Genomic DNA, 20,987 nt, shown 5'->3' with positions numbered 1-20,987 from the left:
CATTTTTTGAGTTGGTCATTTTCGCAATTGCGAGGAAAGGGAGCGGCAAGCAAACTTTATTGGTCGTCTTGTGCGAACGAGCGACGCAACAACAAGCCGAACGACCTGGAAACAATGAAGGACAGAGGAGACAATAATAATGAAACAACTAAAAAAGACTGCGATCGCCACAGGCGTCGCACAAGTTGTACTGCTGGCCAGTGGCGCAGTGTTTGCCCAAACCGATACCGCCAAACCACAGGTTGTGCAGGTGGTAGGCCAGCGCGCCGCACTGGAGTCCGCGCAGAAGATCAAGCAGAACGCGGATGAAGTGGTTGATTCCATCGTCGCCGACGACATCGGCAAGCTGCCCGACAAATCAGTCACCGAGGTACTGCAACGTATCGTCGGCATCACCATGGACCGCACCATGGCCAAGGGCGATCCGGAGCACTTCTCGGTCGAAGGCTCGGGCATATCGATCCGTGGCCTGAGCTATGTGCGGTCCGAGCTGAATGGCCGCGATTCGTTTTCGGCCAACGGCGGCCGCTCGCTGAACTTCGAGGACGTGCCGCCCGAGCTGATGGCCGGCCTGGACGTCTACAAAAACCCGTCCGCGGAACAGATCGAGGGCGCGATCGGCGGCCTGGTCAACCTGCGCACCGCGATGCCGTTCGATTACAAAGGCTTCAAGGCCTCGGTCTCCGGTATGGAGACCTATTCCGCGCTGAAGAAGGGCAAGTCCTCGCCGTCCGTCTCGGGCATGGTCTCCGACCGCTGGAAGACGCCGATCGGCGATGTTGGCGTGCTGCTGGACCTGGCATATTCGGAAAGCGGGGTCCGCACCGACGCCTTCCAGGTCGAACCCTATTATCCGCAGACTGACGCCAACGGCAAGACCATCTGGGTGCCGAAAGGCGCGCAGTGGCGCACGCTGGAGTTCAACCGCCGCCGCGAAGGCGCGTACGGTGCGCTGCAATGGAAGAACAATGACTGGTCCAGCTCGCTGACCTGGTTCAAGTCGCGCTACCAGATGAAGTGGGACGAGCAGGCCATCTTTGCCGGCTCCAACGGCTACAACATCAAGGTTGCCAACGGCACCTACAACGCGAACGGCGTGCTGCTGACCGGCACCCTGAGCGATCCGCAGGACGGCGGCATCAACTTCGGCAACGACGTCCGCACCTCGACCCGCAATTCCGACACCACCGACCTGTCCTGGAACGTGCGCTGGCGTGCCAACGACCGCCTGACCATCACCAGCGACCTGCAGCACATCCGCGCCAGCACCCGCAGTTTCGATTCCACCGTCGCCACCGGCCTGATGCTGCCCAAGGAACAGGTCGACCTGACCAGCACCATCCCCAGCCTGATCTTCGACGCCGGCGACCGGGCCTACCTGGCCAACCCGAACAACTACTACTGGGGCTTCACGATGGAGCACATGGACCGCAGCGTGGGCCATGAAACCGCCTGGCGCAGCGACGGCAAGTACGAGTTCGACCACCCGGTGCTGCACGACCTGCGCTTCGGCGTGCGCCTGACCAAGCGCGACGCGGTCACGATGAACTCCAACCCGGGCTACAACTGGGTGGCGATCTCGCAGCCATGGCAACTGGGCTGGGACATCAGCAAGCTGGCCTCGCTGGGCGATCCCCGTTTCTCGGGCAACACCAACCTGCACACCTTTAACAATTTCTTTGGCGGCGGCGTTTCGGTGCCGGCGGTGGTGTTCCCGGACGTCTCGCTGGCGCAGCAATATCCCGACAGCTATGCCAAGCTGCACACCTATCACGACATCCTGTGCGCGGAGGCGCACAACGGCTCCAGCGCCAGCTGCACGCCATGGACCCCGGGAACCTTCGGCACCGATCCGGCGGGCAGCAACAGCCAGGACGAAAAGACCAAGGCCGTGTACAGCCAGCTGCGCTTCGGCTTCGACAAGCTCCAGTATCCGATCGACGGCAACGTCGGCCTGCGCTACGTGCAGACCAATATGGCCGCGCATGGCTACACGGTGTTCAAGTCGAATGTGTCCATCCCTGCGGGGAACGTGACCGGTAAAAACATTCCGGACATCGCACCGTTCTCCCAGGCGCAGGACTTCGACAATACCTATCACAACATCCTGCCCAGCCTGAACCTGCGTCTCAAGGCCACCGACAAGCTGCAGTTCCGCCTGGCGTTCGCCGGTGCGCTGACGCGTCCGGACTTCAGCCAGTTGCAGGCCTACACCAACCTGGGGCAAAGCGCCGACATCACCACCACCGTCACCGGCACGCCGCCCAACGTGGTCAGCAACAGCGTCATCAACAGCCTTACGCAGGACGGCAAGGCCTCCGGCAACCCGAACCTGCGTCCGACCACGTCCAAGCAGCTGGACCTGACCACCGAGTGGTATTTCGCGCCCGCAGGTTCGTTCACCGTCGCGGTGTTCAACAAGCAGTTGAAGGACATCATCATCAACCAGCTGACCAACTTCCAGCTGCACGATACTTCCGGCAATCCGCAGAATTTCACCGTCACGGCGCCGATCAACGGCGCCAAGGGCCACGCGCGCGGCATCGAGCTGGCCTACCAGCAGTACTTCGACATGCTGCCGGGCGCCTGGTCGGGCCTGGGCCTGCAGGCCAACTACACCTACGTGGACAGCAAGCGTGAGCTGTACACGCCGGTCTACCAGAAGTACTGCGGTGGTGGCAACAGCGCGGCCAACCTGAACCTGAACCTGAACGGCTGCGACACCAACGGCCTCACCTTCGGCGACCTGCCGCTGGAAAACCTGTCGCGCCAGTCGTACAACCTGGCGCTGATGTATGACAAAGGCCCGTGGTCGGCCCGCCTGGCCTACAACTGGCGGGCGAAGAGCCTGCAAGGCGTCAACGCCAACGGCACCAGCGGCGGAGACGGCCTGGATAACAACCCGGCTAGCCCGACCTACGGCCAGCACAACGTCGCCTGGGCGCTGCCGACCTGGGCCGCCGCTTACGGCCAGCTGGATGCCTCGCTGTTCTACAAGATCAACGAGCAAATGACGATGGGCTTTGAAGTGACCAATCTGAACGACGCCAAGTTCCATCAGCTGATGCAGCAAAGCACCGGCATGAACGGCCGCGCGTGGTTCGCCACCGGTCGCCGCTACTCGGCCCAGCTGCGCTACTCGTTCTAATGAGCCCAACTCTTCAGGAAGACTATCGCGTGAAAAAATTATCCCGGCAGTTGTTGCCCGCCCTGAGCCTGCTGACCCTGTCGTGTAGCGTGGCGCTGGCCGCCACGTCATCCTTGCCCCACCTTGAGCAAAAGGATGGCCGTTACGCCTTGATGGTCGATGGCGCTCCGTTCGTCATGCTGGGCGTGCAGGCCCACAATTCCAGCAACTATCCCGGCGCGCTCAAGCAGGTGTGGTCGGCGGTCAAGGACGCCCACGCCAACACGCTGGAAATCCCGGTGGCCTGGGAGCAGATCGAAGCGGTGGAGGGCAAGTTCGATTTCAGCTATGTCGACACGCTGCTGGCCCAGGCACGCCAGAACAAGGTGCGCCTGGTGCTGCTGTGGTTTGGCACTTGGAAGAACACCAATCCGCAGTATGTGCCGGAATGGGTCAAGTTCAATAACCAGCGCTTTCCGCGCATGGTGGACAAGGACGGCAAGCTGACATATTGCCTGTCGCCGCTGGGCGCGGAAACGCTCAAGGCCGACCAGCGCGCCTTTGTGGCGCTGATGCGCCACCTGAAGGAGGTCGACCAGGCGCAGCGCAGCGTCATCATGGTGCAGGTGGAAAACGAAGTCGGCACCTACGGCCACGCTCGCGACTTCGGCGCGCAGGCGGAGGCCGAGTTCAACCAGCCGGTGCCGGCCGCGGTGCTGGCACGCCAGAAGGCGCCAGCCGGCGGCGCGGCCAGCGGCAGCTGGGCCGAAGTCTATGGCCCGTATGCCGACCAGTACTTCCACTCCTACGCGATCGCGCGCTACATCGAGGATATCGCCAAGGCGGGCAGGGCGGTCTACGACCTGCCCATGTACGTCAACAACGCGCTGCGCAATCCGCTGGAGGCGCTGGCGCCGTGGAAGAGCAACTTCGCCAGCGGCGGCCCGACCTATGACGTGATCGGCATCTACAAGGCGGCGGCGCCGCATATCGATGTGGTCGGTCCCGACCTGTATGCGCCGGATTCGCAGCAGGTCACGGCCAACCTGGAACGTTTTCAGCGCCCGGACAATGCGCTGTTCGTGCCGGAAATGGGCAATGCCACCGCTTATGCGCGCTACATCTACCAGATCCTGGGGCGTGGCGCGCTCGGCGTGGCGCCGTTCGGCATCGACTATGCGGACTACAGCAACTATCCGCTGGGCTCGCCGCTGACCGACAAGCGCATGGCCGAGCCGTTCGGTCAAGTCTTCGCAGCGTTCCGGCCGATGGAGCGTTTGTGGGCCAAGTGGGCCTACGAAGGCCGCACCCACGGCGTGGCCGAGGGCGACGACCGCGCCCCGCAACACCTCGCGCTGAAGAACTGGAAACTGACGGTGGCCTTCCGCATGGGCCAATTCGGCGACGAGGATTGGCTGGCCCAGCGCAAGGAAATGGCGCCAGGCACCGAGCAGCCGAATGGCGGCGTGGCGCTGGCGCAGACCTGCGACAATGAGTTCATCGTGGTCGGCCAGCGGGCCCGCCTGCGCTTCGAGGGAGACGGCGTCAATGCCGGCAAGCCCTCGATGTACGCGCGGATCGAGGAAGGACATTTCGACGCCGCCGGCAAATGGATCATGGAGCGCAACTGGAACGGCGACCAGGCCGACTACGGCATCAACCTGACCGCGCGGCCTGTGGTCCTGAGGGTGAAACTGGGCACGTACTGAGCCCAGTGAACCTTATGCGAGGGCGCGGTAGCGGAAGTTCCGCGCCCGCACCTCGCCTTTGCCCGTACTGAAGATCCCCGGCTTCAGGCTGAGGAAGCCGCCGAAGGTATTGTGATGGAATCCCGACACGTCCACCTGCCACGAGTGCTTGATCCAGCGCTCTCCATCGAGCGAATAGTGAAAGGTCACGACCTGGGAACGGTTGGTGACTCTGATATGCACGCGCTCCGCATTGATGTCCTCGCGCATCCAGCTCTGTTCCTCGCCGTACTGGTAGGTGAACATTTTCTTCCTGCTGAATCCCACGCCGCAGTAGCCGCGCTGGCTGTAGAACAGCGTCAGGCCGCCTTGCGCATCGTCCGACATTTCCAGCACCACGGAGGCCTCGTAATCGCGGTCGCCGGTGATGCAGGTCAGCGGCGATGAATCGCCCAGTGAATTGCCCTTGCCACGGATGACCAGGCTGTTGTCCTCGTAGCGCACGCGTCGCATCTCGTCCGGTTCAGGGGCGAAGAAGCTCCATTGCACGCCGAATCTGGTGCTGGAGAAATCGTCGGAAAGGGCCAACCCGGACGGACCAGCCGTGCCACCCCTGGGCTTGGGCAAAGCCTTGGCCAGCTTGCCGCCCTTGGCACGGAACCAGCCGTCGGCGGTCCACTCGATTGGCTCCAGCAGGGCTTGCCGGCCCAGCGTGCGGAAGCCGTTCTCGTAACCGTGATAGACCATCCACCAGTCGCCGCCCGGCCCTTCGACCACGCTGGCGTGGCCGCGCGACCACCACGGCTCGTCGGCGCTGGCGGTATGCACGATGGGGTTGTGCGGACAATTCTCCCACGGGCCATGGATGGAGCGTGAGCGGGCCGCGATCACCATGTGGCTGGTGGCCGGGCCGGAGGTGCCGCCCACCGCAAGCACCATGTAGAACCACGGTCCACGGCGGAAGACCTTAGGGCCTTCCGGCGCGAACATCTCCACCACCCAGTCGTCCGGGTAGCGCCAGGGCTGGTAGGCGTGCTCCAGCTTGCCGGCGATGGACAGCCCGTCGTCGCTCAGCGCAACGCGGCGCACGCCGTTAACGAACAGGTAGCGCTTGCCGTCTTCGCCCACCGCGTGGCCGGGGTCGATGCAGTCGGCCAGTTTGAGGTCGATCGGATCGCTCCACGGGCCGCGCATCTGTTCGGCGTGGATGACGTGGATCGTGCCGCCGGCGGGAATGTAGATGTAGTAGCGGCCCTGGTGCTTGACCAGGTCCATGGCCCAGACCGAGCCGATGGGCTTGCTGAGGGCGGCGGTCAGCGGCGTCCAGTTGACGAGGTCGCGCGAATGCCAGATCACGACGCCGGGGTAGGACATGAAGGACGAGAACGTCATGTAGTAATCGTCGCCGTCTTTCAGTACGGTCGGGTCGGCATGGTCGCCGCCGATGATGGGGTTGACGTAGGTGCCGTTGCCGAGGTCGGCCTTGCGCTGGCCTTCGATGCCGCGCCCGGCGCGGGCGATGGGCGCCGCCAGCGCGCCGTTCAGCTGTGTGCCGGCGGCGCCGGCCAGCGCCGCCTTGAACAGTTCGCGCCGCTTCACTTGGCCACCTTGAGCAGCTGCTGCGCGGTGCGCGCCAGGTCCTTGTCGGCGCCGCTGACGCTCAGGCTGTGCGTCGCATCGTTCCATTGCAGGCGAGTGAGGTTGCCTTTGCCCTGTTCGTAGTCGTAGGAAATGCCGTCGTCGTCGTACAGCGCAAACTGGCCGTCGCGGCCTGGGTAGACGCGGATCTCGGCAATGGATTGCTTGCTTGCGGTCGACTGGATTTCCGATCCCAGCGGCACGATGGAGCCTGCCTTGACGAACACCGGTATGCGGTCGATAGGCGCAGCGGCCTTGATCCAGCGGCCACCCGAGTGCTTCTCATTGGTCCAGAAGTCGTACCAGTCGCTGCCGGCCGGCAGGTAGATATCTTTCTCGGTCTGGCCCTGTGCGGTCACGGGCGCCACCAGGAAGGCCGGGCCGAACATGTACTGCGTGCCGATGTTGGCGACGTTCGGATCCTGCGGGAAGTCCATCCACAGCGGACGCATGAACGGAGCTCCGGTGTCGTAGGTCTGCTTGGCCTGGCTGTAGAGGTAGGGCAGCAGCTGGTAGCGCAGGCGGTCGAAGCGCGCCAGGATGGCCTCGGCGGGCTGGCCGAATTCCCACAGCTCGGTGTGCTTGCGGTCGCCATGTATGCGCAAGGTGGGCAGGAAGGTGCCGTACTGGAACCAGCGCGTGAACAGTTCGGGGTAGTCATGGTTCTGGCCGACCGTGTCGCGCGCGCCGGACGGATCGAGCAGCGGCGCCTGCGTGGCCTGGGTCGACTGGGGCAGCCACTGCCAGCCGCCGATGTCATTGCCCCAGTAGGCGATGCCGGAGGCGGTCATGTTCAGGCCGGTTGGGATCTGGCGGGCCAGCGCCTCCCAGCTTGGGTGGACGTCCGAGGACCAGAACAGCGCGCCGGTGCGCTGAGAGCCGAGGTAGGCCGCGCGCGACAGGATCAGGCGCCGTTTGTTGGGCTTCCAGGCGCGCATGCCGTCGGCAAAGCCTTCCACGTGCAGCAGCGGGAACAGGTTGTGGTAGCGGTCGCCGGAGCCTATCGAATAGACGTAGCCGTCCGGTACCAGGTCCGGTTCGGTCTCGTCCAGCCATGGGTAGTCGAAGCCGTGCGACAGGATGTTGTCGCGGGAGCGTTCCCAGAACCACTTGCGGGCGGCAGGGTTGGTGGCGTCGATCAGGCCGCCGGTGCGGTCGGAGCGGAAGGGCAGGCCGTCGACGGTCTTGCCGTCCTTGTCCTTCAGCAGATAGCCTTTGGAGTCCAGCTCGTTGAAGTAGCGGCTGCCCGTTTCAAAGCGCGGCCAGATCGAGACGATCGACTGCATGCCCATGTCGTGCAACTGGCGGTTCATGCCGTCGGGATCGGGGAATTGCGCCGGGTCGATATCGAGCTGGCCCATGCGGGTCCAGTAGAACCAGTCGACCACCATGATGTCCAGCGGGTAGCGTTTCTCGCGGTAGGTCTTGGCCACGCGCAGCACCTCCTGCTGGCTTTCGTAGCGGGCCTTGGACTGGATCAGGCCGAAGGCGGCCTTGGGCGGGATAGGAGTCTTGCCGGTGACGCGCGCATAGCCGGCGTAGATTTCGTCGGCGCTCTTGCCGGTGATGATGAAGAAGCTCAGGCGCTCGCCCACCTTGGATTGCAGGCTGGTGCGGCCATTGATGGCGGCCACCAGGCGGGTCGGCGAAGGATTGTCCCAGACGATGCCATAGCCTTTGGACGACACCATGAACGGCACGCAGACCGATTCGCCGGCCGGGGCGTCGTACCAGTGCTGGCAGTCGATCACGCGGCCGCGCAGGTCGAGCGGGCCGGTGGACTCCTGGTTCTGGCCCATGCCGTAGTAGTGCTCATCCGCAGGGGCGGCGAAGGAGGCGCCGACCTGGAAGGTTTTCTCGCCGTTGACGGTGGTGGGGGCCATGTCCCAGCCGGTCATGTTGAGGATGGTTTGTCCGAGCGCGTTCTTGACTTGCAGCGCGACCGGCGCCAGTTGGGGGGCGAAGTATTTCTCGCTCATCGAAGGAACGCGCGGCGCCGGTGCCGGATTGATGTTCAGGCTCAGCGCGGAGGAGGTGAAGCTGTCGCCATCCTTGCCGCCGCTGTGGCGGAAGGCGGCGTGGTCGGCGTTGCCGGCCAGGATGCCGTAGCCGGGGCCTTTGAGCGCCTCGGCCTTGTCGGCGGCGATGGTGACGTGCACCACGTTGGGGCCGTAGGCTTCTACCGTGACCCAGGCGCCGTCACGGTCGAGTGTTGCGAGCGGCGCGGCGGGCGCTCCGTATGCTGCGCTGGTCAGTGCTGTCATCGATGCGGCGAGCAGCCAACGCTGGTGGCGTAATACCATGTCTTCTCCAATTGGATGTATTGTTGTTGAGTGTGAGGTATTGTGCGCACGTGTTTCCGGCGGGGCAATTATGAAAATCACCAATCCGGTGCATGATTCGTAGCAAGTGGCGCCCGGACCCGTTTCAAACGGAAAAGGCGGTGATAGCATGCGGCGAAGACCAACCAGGAGACCTGTCGCATGAAGCATCTGCACCATACATTGCTGGCCACGCTGGCCGCGTTGTGCCTGACCCATCCCACCACCCGGGCCGCCGACGCGGTGCGCAACATCGTCGTCGACGCGGCGCGCGCGCAGCAGCCGGTGGACCGTTTCTTCGACCTGTCGGTCGGCTCGGACTACCCGGGCACGCTGATCCGCGACGACAGCATGGGGCAGCTCAAGACCGCCGTGGACGAACTCGGCTTCCGCTATCTGCGTTTCCACGCCATCTTCCATGACGTGCTGGGCACCGTGCGCGTCGAGAACGGCAAGACCGTCTACGACTGGACCAAGATCGACCAGCTGTACGACAATATGCTGGCCCGCCGCATCAAGCCCTTCGTGGAGCTGGGCTTCACGCCCAAGGCCATGGCCACCTCGAACAACAAGGTGTTCTACTGGGAGGGCAACACCTCGCATCCGGAGCCGGCCGCATGGCAGGCGCTGGTGGACGCCTTCATCCACCACATCATCGCCCGCTACGGACAGGAGGAAGTGCACAGCTGGTACTTCGAGGTATGGAACGAGCCCAATCTGGACGGCTTCTGGGAGCGCGCCGACCAGCCTGCCTATTTCGCCCTGTACGACCTGACGGCGCGCACCATCAAGGCCATCGACCCGGCGCTGCGCGTGGGTGGCCCGTCGACCGCGGGCGCGGCGTGGGTGCCGGAGTTCCTGGCGCACGTCAAGCAGAGCGGGGCCGCCGTCGATTTCGTGACCACCCATACCTATGGCGTCGAGAGCGGCTTCCTGGACGAGAAGGGCGTTGACGATACCAAGCTGTCGCCGTCGCCGGATGCCGTCATCGGCGACGTGCGCCGGGTCCGCGAGCAGATCGCGGCCTCGCCGTTCCCCAAGCTGCCGCTGTACTTCAGCGAGTGGAGCACCAGCTATACGCCGCGCGACCTGGTGCACGACTCTTATGTCAGCGCGCCCTACATCCTGAGCAAGCTGAAGGGCACGCAAGGCTTGGTGCAGGCCATGAGCTACTGGGTGTATAGCGACCTGTTCGAGGAACCGGGCCCGCCGGACACGCCATTCCACGGCGGCTTCGGCCTGCTGAACCGCGAGGGTATCCGCAAGCCGGCTTACTTCGCCTACAAATACCTGCATGCCTTGCAGGGCAAGGCGATACCGCTGGCGGACGACCTGGCGATGGCGGCCTCCGACGGCAATACGGTCAGCGCACTGGTGTGGGACTTCCAGCAGCCCAAGCAGACCTTGAGCAACCGTTCGTTCTACAGCCGGCTGGTGCCGGCCGGGCCGGCCGCACCGGTGGCTCTGCAACTACGCAATCTCAAGGCTGGCAAGTACCGGCTGCAGCTGCGCCGTACCGGCTACCAGGCCAATGATGCGTATTCGGCCTACATCGAGATGGGCGCACCGAAGGCGCTGACGCCGGAGCAACTGGCCCGCTTGCAGGGGCTGACGACTGATACGCCGGAAACCACGCGTGAGCTGAAGATCGGCGCACGCGGCACGGCCGAGGTCCGCGTGCCCATGCGCAGCAACGACATCACGCTCATGACCCTGCAGCGCATCGGCAAGTAGGCATGCGGGAATCGCCGGTAGGGGACTGAACTGTTATGATGCGCCGAGACAGTTCACCCCACGGTATGGTATGCAAGAGTTTTATAAGAAGGCGCTGCTAGCGCTCATTTTCCTGGTGCTTGCGGACGCGCTGCTGGCATGTGCTTTGGTATATCAGAGCTATCTGTCGCTTTCCCTGCTGCCGGCGAAAACCGATGGCGCCCGCTGGCACTACGGCACTTACTCGGACGTTGTTACCGGCGGCTCGTCGACTGTACGCCTGCCCGACGCTTCGCACGAACGCATGCGGATGGACTTCGTGCTGACGGACAAGGCGCGCTATCCCTTCCTGTCCAGCGAGCTGGCACTGGACGACGACAAGGGGCGGCCGGCCTTTGCGGACTGGTCGAAGTACAGCAGCGTGTCGTTGCTGGCCAAATGCTCGCCCGCCAATTCGATTTTTCTGGTCATTACCAACTTTGACCCGAGCTTCTCCAAGATCGGAAAATTCGAGACCTACCGTTCGCCGGGCAGCTACTTTTCCTGTAACGAGCAGGGCGTGCCGGTGTCGCTGGACCTGAACCGGCTTTCCCAGCCGGAGTGGTGGTTTGACGCCATGAAGCTCAACCTGTCGCAGCAGGCGTACAAGCTGGACCACGTGGCGAAGATCCTGTTTGGAACCAGTAGTAACAGCCCACGCAACGTGGCGTCCTACGTTGAGATCAGCGAGCTGACGCTGCATGGCCGCGATTATCGCTATCTCTACGCATTGGCCGTCGCCATAGCGGCCAGCCTGGCCATCTTCGGCATCTGGTTTTTCCGGGCCCATACGCGCGCGCTGATCGCGAGCCTCGAGTCGAAAATGAAGAAGGACCTGCCCTTGGTGGCTTACCGCCAATTGACGCTGGAGCCGTATAAGGATAAAGAAAAAGCATCGGTATTGCGTTTTATCGCCACTAATTACACCAATCCTGAATTGGATCTTGAATGCGTAGTCAATGGAACCGGCGCCAACCGCAATAAAGTCAATGAGGTTCTTAAAACAGAGCTGGACATGACATTCACCAGCTACCTGAATAAATTGCGGCTGACCGAGGCGGCCCGATTACTGGCCGAAAAAAACAGTGCGGCGGTCGCTGAAATAGCCTATTCTGTAGGTTATGCGAACGTGTCGTATTTTAATAAGCTCTTCAAGGAAGAATACGACTGTACGCCGAAAGCCTTCCGCTCAGTTGCAACTCAGCAACTCAGCAACTTTCAACATCCTCTCCGCCGACCGTCCCGGCAGACACCTCGACCTGACCACTTGCACTTTTTGCAGAAATGATCGCAATTTCTGCATTTTGCTAGAAATCTCTCCGTTGGCGTTAGCGTCTCCACGCCTGAACGTCATATGCTTTAGTTGTGGGTTAGTTTAAGCAATCAACGCCCCCGCAGTGTTAATGCCGTTATTCGCCACCAGAGCGAAAACGTAATAACAATACTAAAGGAGACAAGATCATGAAGTATTTCGCTGCCAAACGATGAGGTGGGAATGAATACCACCAAATCGCATCGTATTGCGCTGTTGTTTAACGCGAACAAGAGCTTTGACCGTGAAATCATCACCGGCATAGGCGCTTATCTGGGCAGCAGGCGTTCTGCCTGGGATTTATTCCTCGAAGAAGATTTCCGCTTGCGCCTGAATGGCATCGAACATTGGCAGGGCGATGGCATCATTGCCGATTTTGACGATCCGGCCGTGGCGCAAGCATTATCCCGTTGCCGCGTTCCGGTGGTGGCGGTGGGCGGCTCCTACGTGGACCAGGCCAACTATCCGCAAGGTGTGCCGTACGTGGCAACCGATAATTACAAACTCATCAAGCTTGCGCGCGACCATTTGATCGATGTCGGCCTGCAGCGCTTCGCCTTGTTCAGCCTGCCCAAGGCGCCGGAACAACGCTGGGCGCAGGAGCGCGAACATGCATTTCGCTCCCTGGCGCAGGAAGACCAGATGGAAGCCGAAATTTTCCGCGGCTGCGAAACCAGCGCCTCTTCGTGGGACGATGCGGTCCAGGGGCAGATCGCCTGGCTGCGCAGCCTGCCTAAACCGGTCGGCATCATCGCCGTGACCGACGCCCGTGCGCGCCAGTTGCTGCAAGCCTGCACCATCGCCGGCATCGCGGTGCCGGAGCAGGTGGCGCTGATCGGCATCGACAACGACCCCATGGTGCGCATGCTGACCCGCATTCCGCTCAGCTCTGTGATCCAGGGTGCGCAGGAAATGGGGCGCACGGCGGCCCACTTGCTGGACCAGATGCTGCACGGCGGGCGTCTGGCGGACACCCGCATCCACGTGCCGCCGGCCGGCATCAATGTGTTTGCGTCCAGCCAGCACCAGCCGCTCAAGCATCCCCATGTGATGCGGGCCCAGCACTTCATCCGCCAGTACGCCTGCCAGGGCATCAAGACCGACCAGGTGGCGGAATACGTGGGAGTCTCGCGCTCGTCGCTGGAAACCTACTTCCGCCAGGAGCTGGGCTGCAGCGTGCATGACGCCATCCTGCACTTCAAGCTGGAAGCCGCGAAAGCCGGCGTGGAAGACGGGGCGCGCAGCATTGCCGACGTGGCGCTGGATTGCGGCTTTACGTCGCCCCAGTACATGCATCTGGTGTTCAAGCGTGAACTGGGCTGCACTCCGCGTGCCTATCGCGAACGCGTATTGGGCACAAGCGAAGCGCAGCTGGCCTGCGCCTAGTCCGCGACCTGTGGAAACAGGGTGAAATCGGGCAGCGGATGTTGTTTCAGCTCCGCCTCGCTGCCTATGCGCAGCGTGGTCGCCGGCGTCCCGTCGAACACGGGCCAGGCCGGCAAGCCTTTTCCGGTCGGGGCACCGGTGCTGGCAAACTGGATCACGGTGTCGGCCAGGCGCGAGGCCAACTGCCGGTCGGCTGGCGCCCAAGCGCGGCCGTCGATGTCCAGATTGTCGAACAGGTATTGAATTTCCACGCCATGACCAGCGCCGCAACCCCAGTTGCACGGCGTCGCTGGCGCGGCCGGGCGGTGGGCGAAGTAGTAGACATACGGTTTGGCGCGGCCGTATTTCGCCTGCAGTGCGGCCCAGTGTTCCATGCGCCAACCCCACCAGTCGTTGGTCAGTTGGTGGATGGACGCGACAGCCTGTGCGTCGCTGCCGCCCGGGTAGGCCGCCAGCATGCGCTCGGACGGCGCGTGACCCAGCAGCGTAGTCACCAGGCCAGATGTTCCGCGCCGACGGACTTGGCAAGCGCCAGGCCTTTCGCTTCGGCTGCGGCGTTCTGGTCGAAGCGGTGACTGTCGTCAGGTCTGATCGGCAGGGCGTCGTTGCCGCTTTCGGCCACGGCGCGCTGGAACAGGCCTTGGGCCAGTGGTGTGGCGACCAGCAGCCCGACCGATTCGCCACCCGATGAATTGCCCATGATCGTGACGCGCTCAGGGTCGCCGCCGAAGGCCGCGATGTTGTTCTTCACCCAGTGCAATGCCGCGATCTGGTCCAGGATGCCCTGGTTGCCGGAGGTGTGCGAGGGCGATTCGGCGCTCAGTTCCGGGTGCGCGAAGAAGCCGAATATGCCGAGGCGATAATTGAGCGTGACGACAACCGCACCGCGCTTGGCCAGATTGGCGCCGTTCTGGACGGGTACGGCGGCGGTGCCTCCATACATGCCGCCGCCATGAATCCACACGATGACGGGCAGCTTGTTCGCCTTGTTGGGCGTCCAGAGGTTCAGGTACAGGCAATCCTCGCTTTTCGGATTCGTGATCCAGTCCGCAGTCTGGGCGCATGCCGGCGAGAAGCTGGTGGTCAACTTTAAGCCCGTCCATGGCACCACCGGTTGCGGCGCGCGCCAACGGAAATCGCCGACCGGCGGCGCGGCGAACGGGATGCCTAAGTAGGTCCTGTGGGTGTCGGCCTGCATGCCGACGATGGCGCCGCCGGTGACGTTGACCGGACTGGTTAGCGGAATGGCATGGGTCAGCGGGGTCGCCAGGGCCAGCAAGCCGAAGATGGCCAGGCTGAGCCCGCGTACAGACATCATACCTGGCCAGCCTTTACCACCAAACGCCGTAGATAGTCGTCAGCACCAGCCCGATGACCGCAGAGCCGAATACAAAAGCCCCGTCGACGCGGAACAGCGCGGTATCGATATGCAGGTGTTTGATCGTATCGTCGCGCTTGGCTTCGGCCAGTTTGCTGATCAGCACCATGCCGCCGACCACGAAGAAGAACACGATGAACATGCGGTCAAGGAAGGGGATCTCGGCCACGCCGGCGGAAGTCAGCTTGGCGAAGCCGATCGGCGCCAGGAAGGACAGGTCCATCATCTGCGGCAGGAACTTCAGGAAGATCGAGCCCAGCAGGCCGCCTATGGTGGCGAACATGGCCGCTCCGGAAGTGGTTTTCTTCCAGAAGAAGCCCATCAGGAACATGGCCAGGATGCCGGGCGATACGAAGCCCGTGTATTCCTGGATGTACTGGAAGCCGCCTTTCTTGTCGATGCCCAGCATCGGGGCAATGATCACCGCCAGCACCATGGCCACCACCACCGACACGCGGCCGATCCACACCATGCGTTTTTCATCGGCAGCCTTGTTGAAGGACTTCTTGTAGATGTCGAGCGTGAAGATGGTGGCGATGCTGTTGGCCTTGCCGGCCAGCGAGGCCACCACGGCGGCGGTCAGCGCGGCGAAGGCGATGCCTTTCAGGCCAGATGGCAGCAGGTTCAGCAGGATAGGGTAGGCGCGGTCCGGATTCAGCTCGCCGCCCTGGGTCATGGCGCCGCCCAGTGCGCCGGACTTGTCCAGCGCGAAGGCGGCGATGCCTGGCAGGACCACGATCACTGGCATCAGCAATTTCAGGAAGGCCGCGAACAGCAAGCCTTTGCGTGCGGTCGGCAGGTCGGCGCCGAGCGCGCGCTGGGTGATGTACTGGTTGCAGCCCCAGTAGTTCAGGTTGACGATCCACATGCCGCCCAGCAGTACCGACAGGCCCGGCAGGTCCATGTAGTTGGCGTTGTCGCGCTTGAGGATCATTTCGAAGTGGTCATGGGCGCGCGCATACAGCTCCGAGAAACCGGCCAATGCACCGTGTTGATTGGCCAGGTTGGCCACCATGTCCAGCGCCAGCCAGGTCGTTACCAGGCCGCCGATCACCAGGCAGGTCACTTGCACCACGTCGGTGTAGCCGATCACCTTCATGCCGCCCAGCGTGATGATCGCCGCGAAGACGGCCAGGAACAGCATGCACGGCAGCAGGCCGATGCCCGACAGGCTGCTGATGGCCAGCGCGCCCAGGTACAGGATGGAGGTCAGGTTGACCACGACGTACAGGCCCAGCCAGAACAGCGCCATGGTGGTGGCCACCGCCTTGCCGTAACGCTGTTCGAGGAATTGCGGCATGGTGTAGATGCGGTTCTTCAGGTAGACCGGCATGAAGAACACGGCCACGATCACCAGCGTGGCGGCCGCCATCAGCTCATAGACGGCGATGGCCATGCCGATGCGGTAGCCGGAGCCGCTCATGCCGATGAACTGCTCGGCCGAGATGTTGGAGGCGATCAGCGAGGCGCCGATGGCCCACCAGGTCAAGGAACCCTCGGCCAGGAAATAGTCGTGCGAGGCGGAACCGGAACCTGCTTGCTTGCGCCGGTAGACCCAGAGGCCGTAACCGGCCACCAGGACGAAATAACAGAGGAAGACGATCAGGTCGATGGTCGAAAATGTGCTCATTAAAGGCTCACGGTGAAAAGGTTGTCTCTGGATGGGCAACCGTGCGCTGCGCGCCGGGGCCCTGTTGTCAATTCAATGCGAAAACATTATTGCTCATTACTGCCCGCCGCATGGAAGCTTCCGTGCCGGTTCGAAATTTTCATTCGTCAGCTTGGTGATTTTTGTAATGAAGACGTTGCGCCTCAGGACACACAATTCGCCAGCACGCAGAAAATTCCGCACAACTGAGAAAAGGAAGCAGAATGAAACGATTTTTACCGACCGTTGCCGTCGCCTGCATGATGGCTCCGGTGGCGGCGACGGCCGCCCAGGGACCGGCCGTGCTGGCCTCGCCGGACGGCAGCGCGGCGATCCGCATCGCCCGTGACGCCAGCCAGTTTTCGATAGTCCGCCGTGGCGAAACCATCATCGCGGCGTCGCCCTTGGGGCTTGAACTGGACGGCGCCCCTGGCTTCGGCCCGCTGGTGCTGGAACGGCGCGAGGATGTCAAGGTCAACCGCGTGATCCCGCTGGTGGCCACCAAGGCCTCCAGCACACGCGACCGCTACAACGGCACGACGCTGGTGTTCCGCGAACAGGCACCGGCTGGTCGGCGCCTGCTGCTCGATGTGCGGGCCTATGACGATGGCATCGCCTTCCGCTACCGCATCGACGATGCCGCGCCGGTGCGCCTGCGCGGCGAACGCACCGCCTTCGTGCCGGCGGCGGACCCGGAGTGCCTGGTGTCGGTCGCCATCGGCTCGCACGAAAAGCCGTTCGAGCGCAGCAAGGTGTCGGCATTACGCGACGGCGTCGCCTACGATGTGCCGGTGGTCTGCACCACCGCATCGGGGCGCAGCTCCTACGCGATCACCCAGGCCAACCTGGCCGGCTACACCGGGGCTTCGCTGTGGCGCGAAGGCAGCGCGCTGCAGGTGCGGCTGTCGGCAACACCGGAGCGGCCCGCGCCCGCATATGTATCGCCGGCCGGACTGACCACCGCCTGGCGCGTGGTGATGATGGGCGACCGTGCCGGCGACATGATCGCCTCGCACCTGATCGGCAACCTGAATCCGCAGCCGACGCAGGACTTCCGTTGGGTCCAGCCGGGCAAGGCGGCGTGGGACTGGTGGTCGGGCCCCGTGTCGGGATTGAAGCCGGACATGGACAGCTATCGCCGCTTCATCGATTTCGCCGCGGCCTCCGGCTTGCGCTACTACCTGATCGACGCCGGCTGGGCCTGGGGCTCCGGTCCCGATTGCTGGATAGCGTTGCCCGGCACCGACATCACCCGCGCGGCCGACGGCATCGACATGCCGGAACTGGTGCGCTACGCCGCCGCGAAAGGCGTCGACCTGCTGCTGTGGGCCCATTGGGAGCACATCGCACCGCGCATGGACGAGGTGCTCGATACTTACGCGCGCTGGGGCATCAAGGGCGTCAAGGTCGACTTCATGAACCGCGACGACCAGGACATGGTGGCGTTCTACTACCGCATCGCCGCCGCCACCGCGGAGCGCAAGCTGCTGCTGGACCTGCACAGCGCCTATGTTCCGGCCGGCCTGCAGCGCACCTACCCGAACTTCATCACGCAGGAGGGCGTGCTGGGCGCCGAATGGAACAAGCTGGATAGCAGCGTGACGCCGCAGCACAACCTGATGCTGCCGTACACGCGCATGTTGACCGGTCCGATGGACTACACGCCGGGCGGCTTCCGCAACGGCACCACGGCCAGCTTCAAAGTGCGCGACGTGCTGCCGCTGACGCAGACCACGCGCGGCCAGGCGCTGGCCATGTATGTGGTCTACGACAGCCCGCTGCAAATGGTGTCCGATGCGCCGGAAGCCTATCGCGACGCGGCCGGTTTCGATTTCGTCCGGCGCGTGCCGGCAGCCTGGGACGAGACGCGCTTCCTGTCCGGCGAGCCGGGGCGCGATATCGTGCTGGCGCGGCGGCAGGGCCGCAGTTGGTACGTCGGCGCGATGCGGGCCGAGGAACCAGCCGGCGCCACGGAGCGCGTGCCGCTGCGTTTCCTGGCGCCTGGCAGGTACCGCGCCACTGTCTGGGAAGACGGCGCCACACCCAATGAGTTGCGCCGGGTGGAGCGCGAGGTCGGCCCCGCCGACGTGCTGGAGTTACGCCTGGCGCCAGGCGGCGGCGCGGCGGTGATTCTGGAACCGTTGTAAGCACCTGGTGCGGGCGCCGGTCCTCTTAGCGGGGGATCAACTGGCGTCCGCGCAGCCATTCCTCGGCACGGCGCGGCCAGTCCGACGCCGTGCCCTGGCCCAGGCGCATGGCCATGCCGTGACCACCGTGCTCGAACAGGTACATCTCGGCCGGCACGTGGGCGCGGGTCAGGGCCTGGTAAAACAGGATGCTGTTCTCGACCGGCACCAGACCGTCGTCCTGCGAATGGATCAGCAGCGTCGGCGGAGTATCGGCGTTGACCTGCCGCTCGACCGACATCAGCCGCATCTGATCGGGCGAGGGCGCAGCGCCCAGCAAAGCCTGGCGCGATCCGGCGTGCACCGCCGGTTCTTCCATCGTTATGACCGGATACATCAGCATCGCGAAATCGGGCCGGGCGCTGACCGCGTCCAGCGCCGCGCCGGTGCGGCCGGCCGGATGGTTGTACAGCGTGGCGGCGCTGGCGGCCAGGTGTCCGCCGGCCGAGCTGCCCATGACGCCGATGCGGTCCGGCGCGACGCCATATTCGGCCGCATGCGAACGCACCGTGCGGATCGCCCGCAGCACGTCCTGCAGCGGCGCGGGATGGCCGTAATCGGACAGCCGGTACTTCAGCACGAAGGCCGTCACGCCCAAGCTTGAAAGCCATTGCGCGTATTGCTGTCCTTCGCGGGTGTCGGACAGGAAGGAGTAACCGCCGCCGGGACAGATGACGACCGCGGTCCGGGCCTGCCGGTCGTAGGTGGCCGGGTACACCGTCAACGTGGGCTGGCTGACGTTGCTGACGCGCTCTCCGTCCAGCTGTTCCGGCCCGGGCGCGGTCCTGGCGTTGGGCACGCCCTCCGGCCAGAGCGTGAGTACTTTGGTTTGAGCCTGGGCTGTGGCAGCGGTGAGCAACAGCAGTGCCAGTATGGCTTTTCGCATGGTGTGGATTTCCTTGATAGGGAGTTAAACGCGTTGGCGTAGGCCAGCAGAAAAATGGTAAGCGAGGCGCGATTACTAATTTGATGAACGCGACGTTCGAAATTTCGCAAAACGGAAAGTTCGGGAAACTTGGCTTGCCTTTGAATTATTTTCTATCTATCTTGAGCCGGTTTTTATGCTGAACAAAATAGAAGAGGAAGAGACTTTGAAGACGACATTCAAAACCAACGTGCGCCGCATGAGCTCAATGCTGGCGGGCTTGCTGTGTGCAGCAGCCATGACGCCGAATCCTGTGATGGCGCAGGCGCCCGCCGATAGCGAACAGGCGGCACGCGTGCAGTGGTGGCGCGAGGCACGCTTCGGCATGTTCATCCACTGGGGCTTGTATTCGATACCCGGCCGCGGCGAATGGGTGCAGTGGAGCGAGCAGATCCCAGTCAACCAATACGCCAAGCTGGCCGACCAGTTCAAGCCCACCCATTTCGATCCCAAGGCCTGGGCTTCGCTGGCCAAGTCCGCCGGCATGAAGTACACCGTGCTGACGGCGCGGCATCACGACGGGTTCGCATTGTTCGACGACGGCGACAATCCTTACACCAGCGTGAAAAGCGGCGCGCACCGCGATTTCGTGGCCGAGTATGTGAAGGCGGTGCGCGAGGCGGGATTGGGCGTGGGGCTGTACTACTCGCCGCTGGACTGGCGCTTCCCCGGCTTCTTCTTCCCCGACCTGCAGCGCGAAAGCGCGGAGGCGATGCGGGCGCAGTATCACCGCCAAGTCGAGAAGCTGATGTCCAACTACGGCAAGATCGACGTGCTGTGGTTCGACGGCGGCGAGACCGACTGGCTTAACTTCAGCGGCGAGTGGGCCGGCGCCGAGGCCATCGCAGAATGGAAGAAGCGTGGCTACGGCAAGCACTATCAGGGTGGCTTCAGCTGGCAGCACGACCAGGTCCACACCACACTGCGCCGGCTGCAACCGCAAGTGCTCATCAACGGCCGCGCCGACATGCCGCCGGACTTCCGTTCGCGCGAGGGCGACGGCGCGCTGGGCGATTTCGACAACGAGCATCCGTGGGAACTGTGCACCACCATCGCCGGCGCGTGGGGCTACCAGCCCAACATGCAGCCCAAGCCGCTCAAGCACTACTTGCAGTTGCTGGCCAACGTGGCGGGACGCGACGGCAATCTGCTGCTGAACGTGGGCCCCGCTCCGGACGGCCAGATCGATGCATCGCAAGCGGCACGCCTGCGCGAGATCGGCGGCTGGCTGGGCCAGTACGGCAAGAGCATCTACGCCACGCGCGGCGGTCCTTTCCTGCCGGGCGAGTATGGTGCGTCAACCCATCGCGACCAGACCATCTACGTCCACGTGCTGAAATGGCCGCAGGGTCAGGACAAGCTGGCCTTGCCCGCGATTCCAGTCAGGATAGTCGGCGCGTCTGTGCTGACCGGCGGTACGGTGCGGTACACGCAGACGGGGCAGGGCATCGAACTGGCCGTGCCGTCTGCGGCGCGCAACGATATCGACACCATCATCGCCTTGCAGCTGGATTCGCCGGCGACCGCAATCAAGCCGCTGCCCGTGCCGAAGTAACAGCCATACCGGCGGCCGTCAATTGCGTGAATTTATATGTTGCATTGGACAATATCGCAATTGCCGGACGA

General features: G+C 63.5%; 13 protein-coding genes. 7 read left to right on the top strand and 6 right to left on the bottom strand.

Annotated features, from left to right (window positions below):
• Positions 1 to 139: 139 nt before the first annotated feature.
• Positions 140 to 3,148 carry a TonB-dependent receptor gene (locus GEV01_RS03065; RefSeq protein ID WP_152801577.1) on the top strand — a complete coding sequence of 1,003 codons (3,009 nt, stop codon included), beginning with the start codon at positions 140 to 142 and terminating at the stop codon, positions 3,146 to 3,148.
• 29 nt (positions 3,149 to 3,177) lie between these two features.
• Entirely contained in the window at positions 3,178 to 4,836 is a 1,659-nt protein-coding gene (locus tag GEV01_RS03060; protein ID WP_328595422.1) for a GH35 family beta-galactosidase, read from the top strand.
• Between the two features lie 12 nt (positions 4,837 to 4,848).
• On the opposite strand, the gene GEV01_RS03055 is transcribed toward GEV01_RS03060, so the two are convergent.
• Entirely contained in the window at positions 4,849 to 6,414 is a 1,566-nt protein-coding gene (locus GEV01_RS03055; RefSeq protein ID WP_328595421.1) for a family 43 glycosylhydrolase, read from the bottom strand.
• A complete protein-coding gene (locus GEV01_RS03050; RefSeq protein WP_152801571.1) occupies positions 6,411 to 8,756 on the bottom strand; it encodes a glycoside hydrolase family 31 protein in 2,346 nt (781 codons plus the stop codon). The genes GEV01_RS03055 and GEV01_RS03050 overlap by 4 nt, the downstream gene beginning before the upstream one ends.
• Before the next feature lie 180 nt (positions 8,757 to 8,936).
• On the opposite strand from GEV01_RS03050, the gene GEV01_RS03045 reads away from it, so the two are divergent.
• The 3 genes from GEV01_RS03045 to GEV01_RS03035 all read left to right on the top strand — a co-directional run bounded on the left by GEV01_RS03045 (position 8,937) and on the right by GEV01_RS03035 (position 13,224).
• Positions 8,937 to 10,508, top strand: a complete 1,572-nt coding sequence (locus tag GEV01_RS03045; protein WP_152801569.1) for a GH39 family glycosyl hydrolase — start codon at positions 8,937 to 8,939, stop codon at positions 10,506 to 10,508.
• A gap of 70 nt (positions 10,509 to 10,578) precedes the next feature.
• On the top strand, positions 10,579 to 11,814 hold the full coding sequence (locus GEV01_RS03040; RefSeq protein ID WP_152801567.1) for an AraC family transcriptional regulator: 1,236 nt from the start codon (positions 10,579 to 10,581) through the stop codon (positions 11,812 to 11,814).
• A 207-nt stretch (positions 11,815 to 12,021) separates the two neighbouring features.
• On the top strand, positions 12,022 to 13,224 hold the full coding sequence (locus GEV01_RS03035) for a XylR family transcriptional regulator (RefSeq protein WP_152801565.1): 1,203 nt from the start codon (positions 12,022 to 12,024) through the stop codon (positions 13,222 to 13,224).
• Here the strand turns inward: GEV01_RS03035 and GEV01_RS30900 are convergent.
• The 3 genes from GEV01_RS30900 to GEV01_RS03025 are packed head-to-tail and all read right to left on the bottom strand — an operon-like array spanning position 13,221 to position 16,232.
• Positions 13,221 to 13,718 carry a carboxylesterase family protein gene (locus GEV01_RS30900; RefSeq protein ID WP_217428334.1) on the bottom strand — a complete coding sequence of 166 codons (498 nt, stop codon included), beginning with the start codon at positions 13,716 to 13,718 and terminating at the stop codon, positions 13,221 to 13,223. The genes GEV01_RS03035 and GEV01_RS30900 overlap by 4 nt on opposite strands.
• A complete protein-coding gene (locus tag GEV01_RS30895; RefSeq protein WP_217428333.1) occupies positions 13,715 to 14,542 on the bottom strand; it encodes a carboxylesterase family protein in 828 nt (275 codons plus the stop codon). Before GEV01_RS30895 ends, GEV01_RS30900 begins: the two co-directional genes overlap by 4 nt.
• Before the next feature lie 13 nt (positions 14,543 to 14,555).
• Positions 14,556 to 16,232 (bottom strand): sodium:solute symporter family transporter, encoded by a 1,677-nt coding sequence (locus tag GEV01_RS03025; RefSeq protein ID WP_152801563.1) that lies wholly within the window; start codon positions 16,230 to 16,232, stop codon positions 14,556 to 14,558.
• A gap of 242 nt (positions 16,233 to 16,474) precedes the next feature.
• Between GEV01_RS03025 and GEV01_RS03020 the strand changes: the two genes are divergently transcribed.
• Positions 16,475 to 18,397 carry a glycoside hydrolase family 97 protein gene (locus tag GEV01_RS03020; RefSeq protein WP_217428332.1) on the top strand — a complete coding sequence of 641 codons (1,923 nt, stop codon included), beginning with the start codon at positions 16,475 to 16,477 and terminating at the stop codon, positions 18,395 to 18,397.
• Positions 18,398 to 18,422: 25 nt separating this feature from the next.
• Here the strand turns inward: GEV01_RS03020 and GEV01_RS03015 are convergent, their stop codons facing one another.
• Positions 18,423 to 19,322: an alpha/beta hydrolase gene (locus tag GEV01_RS03015; RefSeq protein ID WP_152801561.1), complete on the bottom strand. Its 900-nt coding sequence runs from the start codon at positions 19,320 to 19,322 to the stop codon at positions 18,423 to 18,425.
• A 205-nt stretch (positions 19,323 to 19,527) separates the two neighbouring features.
• On the opposite strand from GEV01_RS03015, the gene GEV01_RS03010 reads away from it, so the two are divergent.
• Complete coding sequence (locus tag GEV01_RS03010) at positions 19,528 to 20,916, top strand: alpha-L-fucosidase (RefSeq protein WP_175022896.1); 1,389 nt, start codon at positions 19,528 to 19,530, stop codon at positions 20,914 to 20,916.
• The last annotated feature ends 71 nt before the right edge of the window (positions 20,917 to 20,987 follow it).

Origin of the sequence: Rugamonas rivuli, from assembly GCF_009380165.1 — a bacterium.
Taxonomy (GTDB): domain Bacteria; phylum Pseudomonadota; class Gammaproteobacteria; order Burkholderiales; family Burkholderiaceae_D; genus Rugamonas; species Rugamonas rivuli.
The sequence above is the reverse complement of the archived record's forward strand: the minus strand, read 5'-3'. Positions and strand labels throughout refer to the sequence as shown.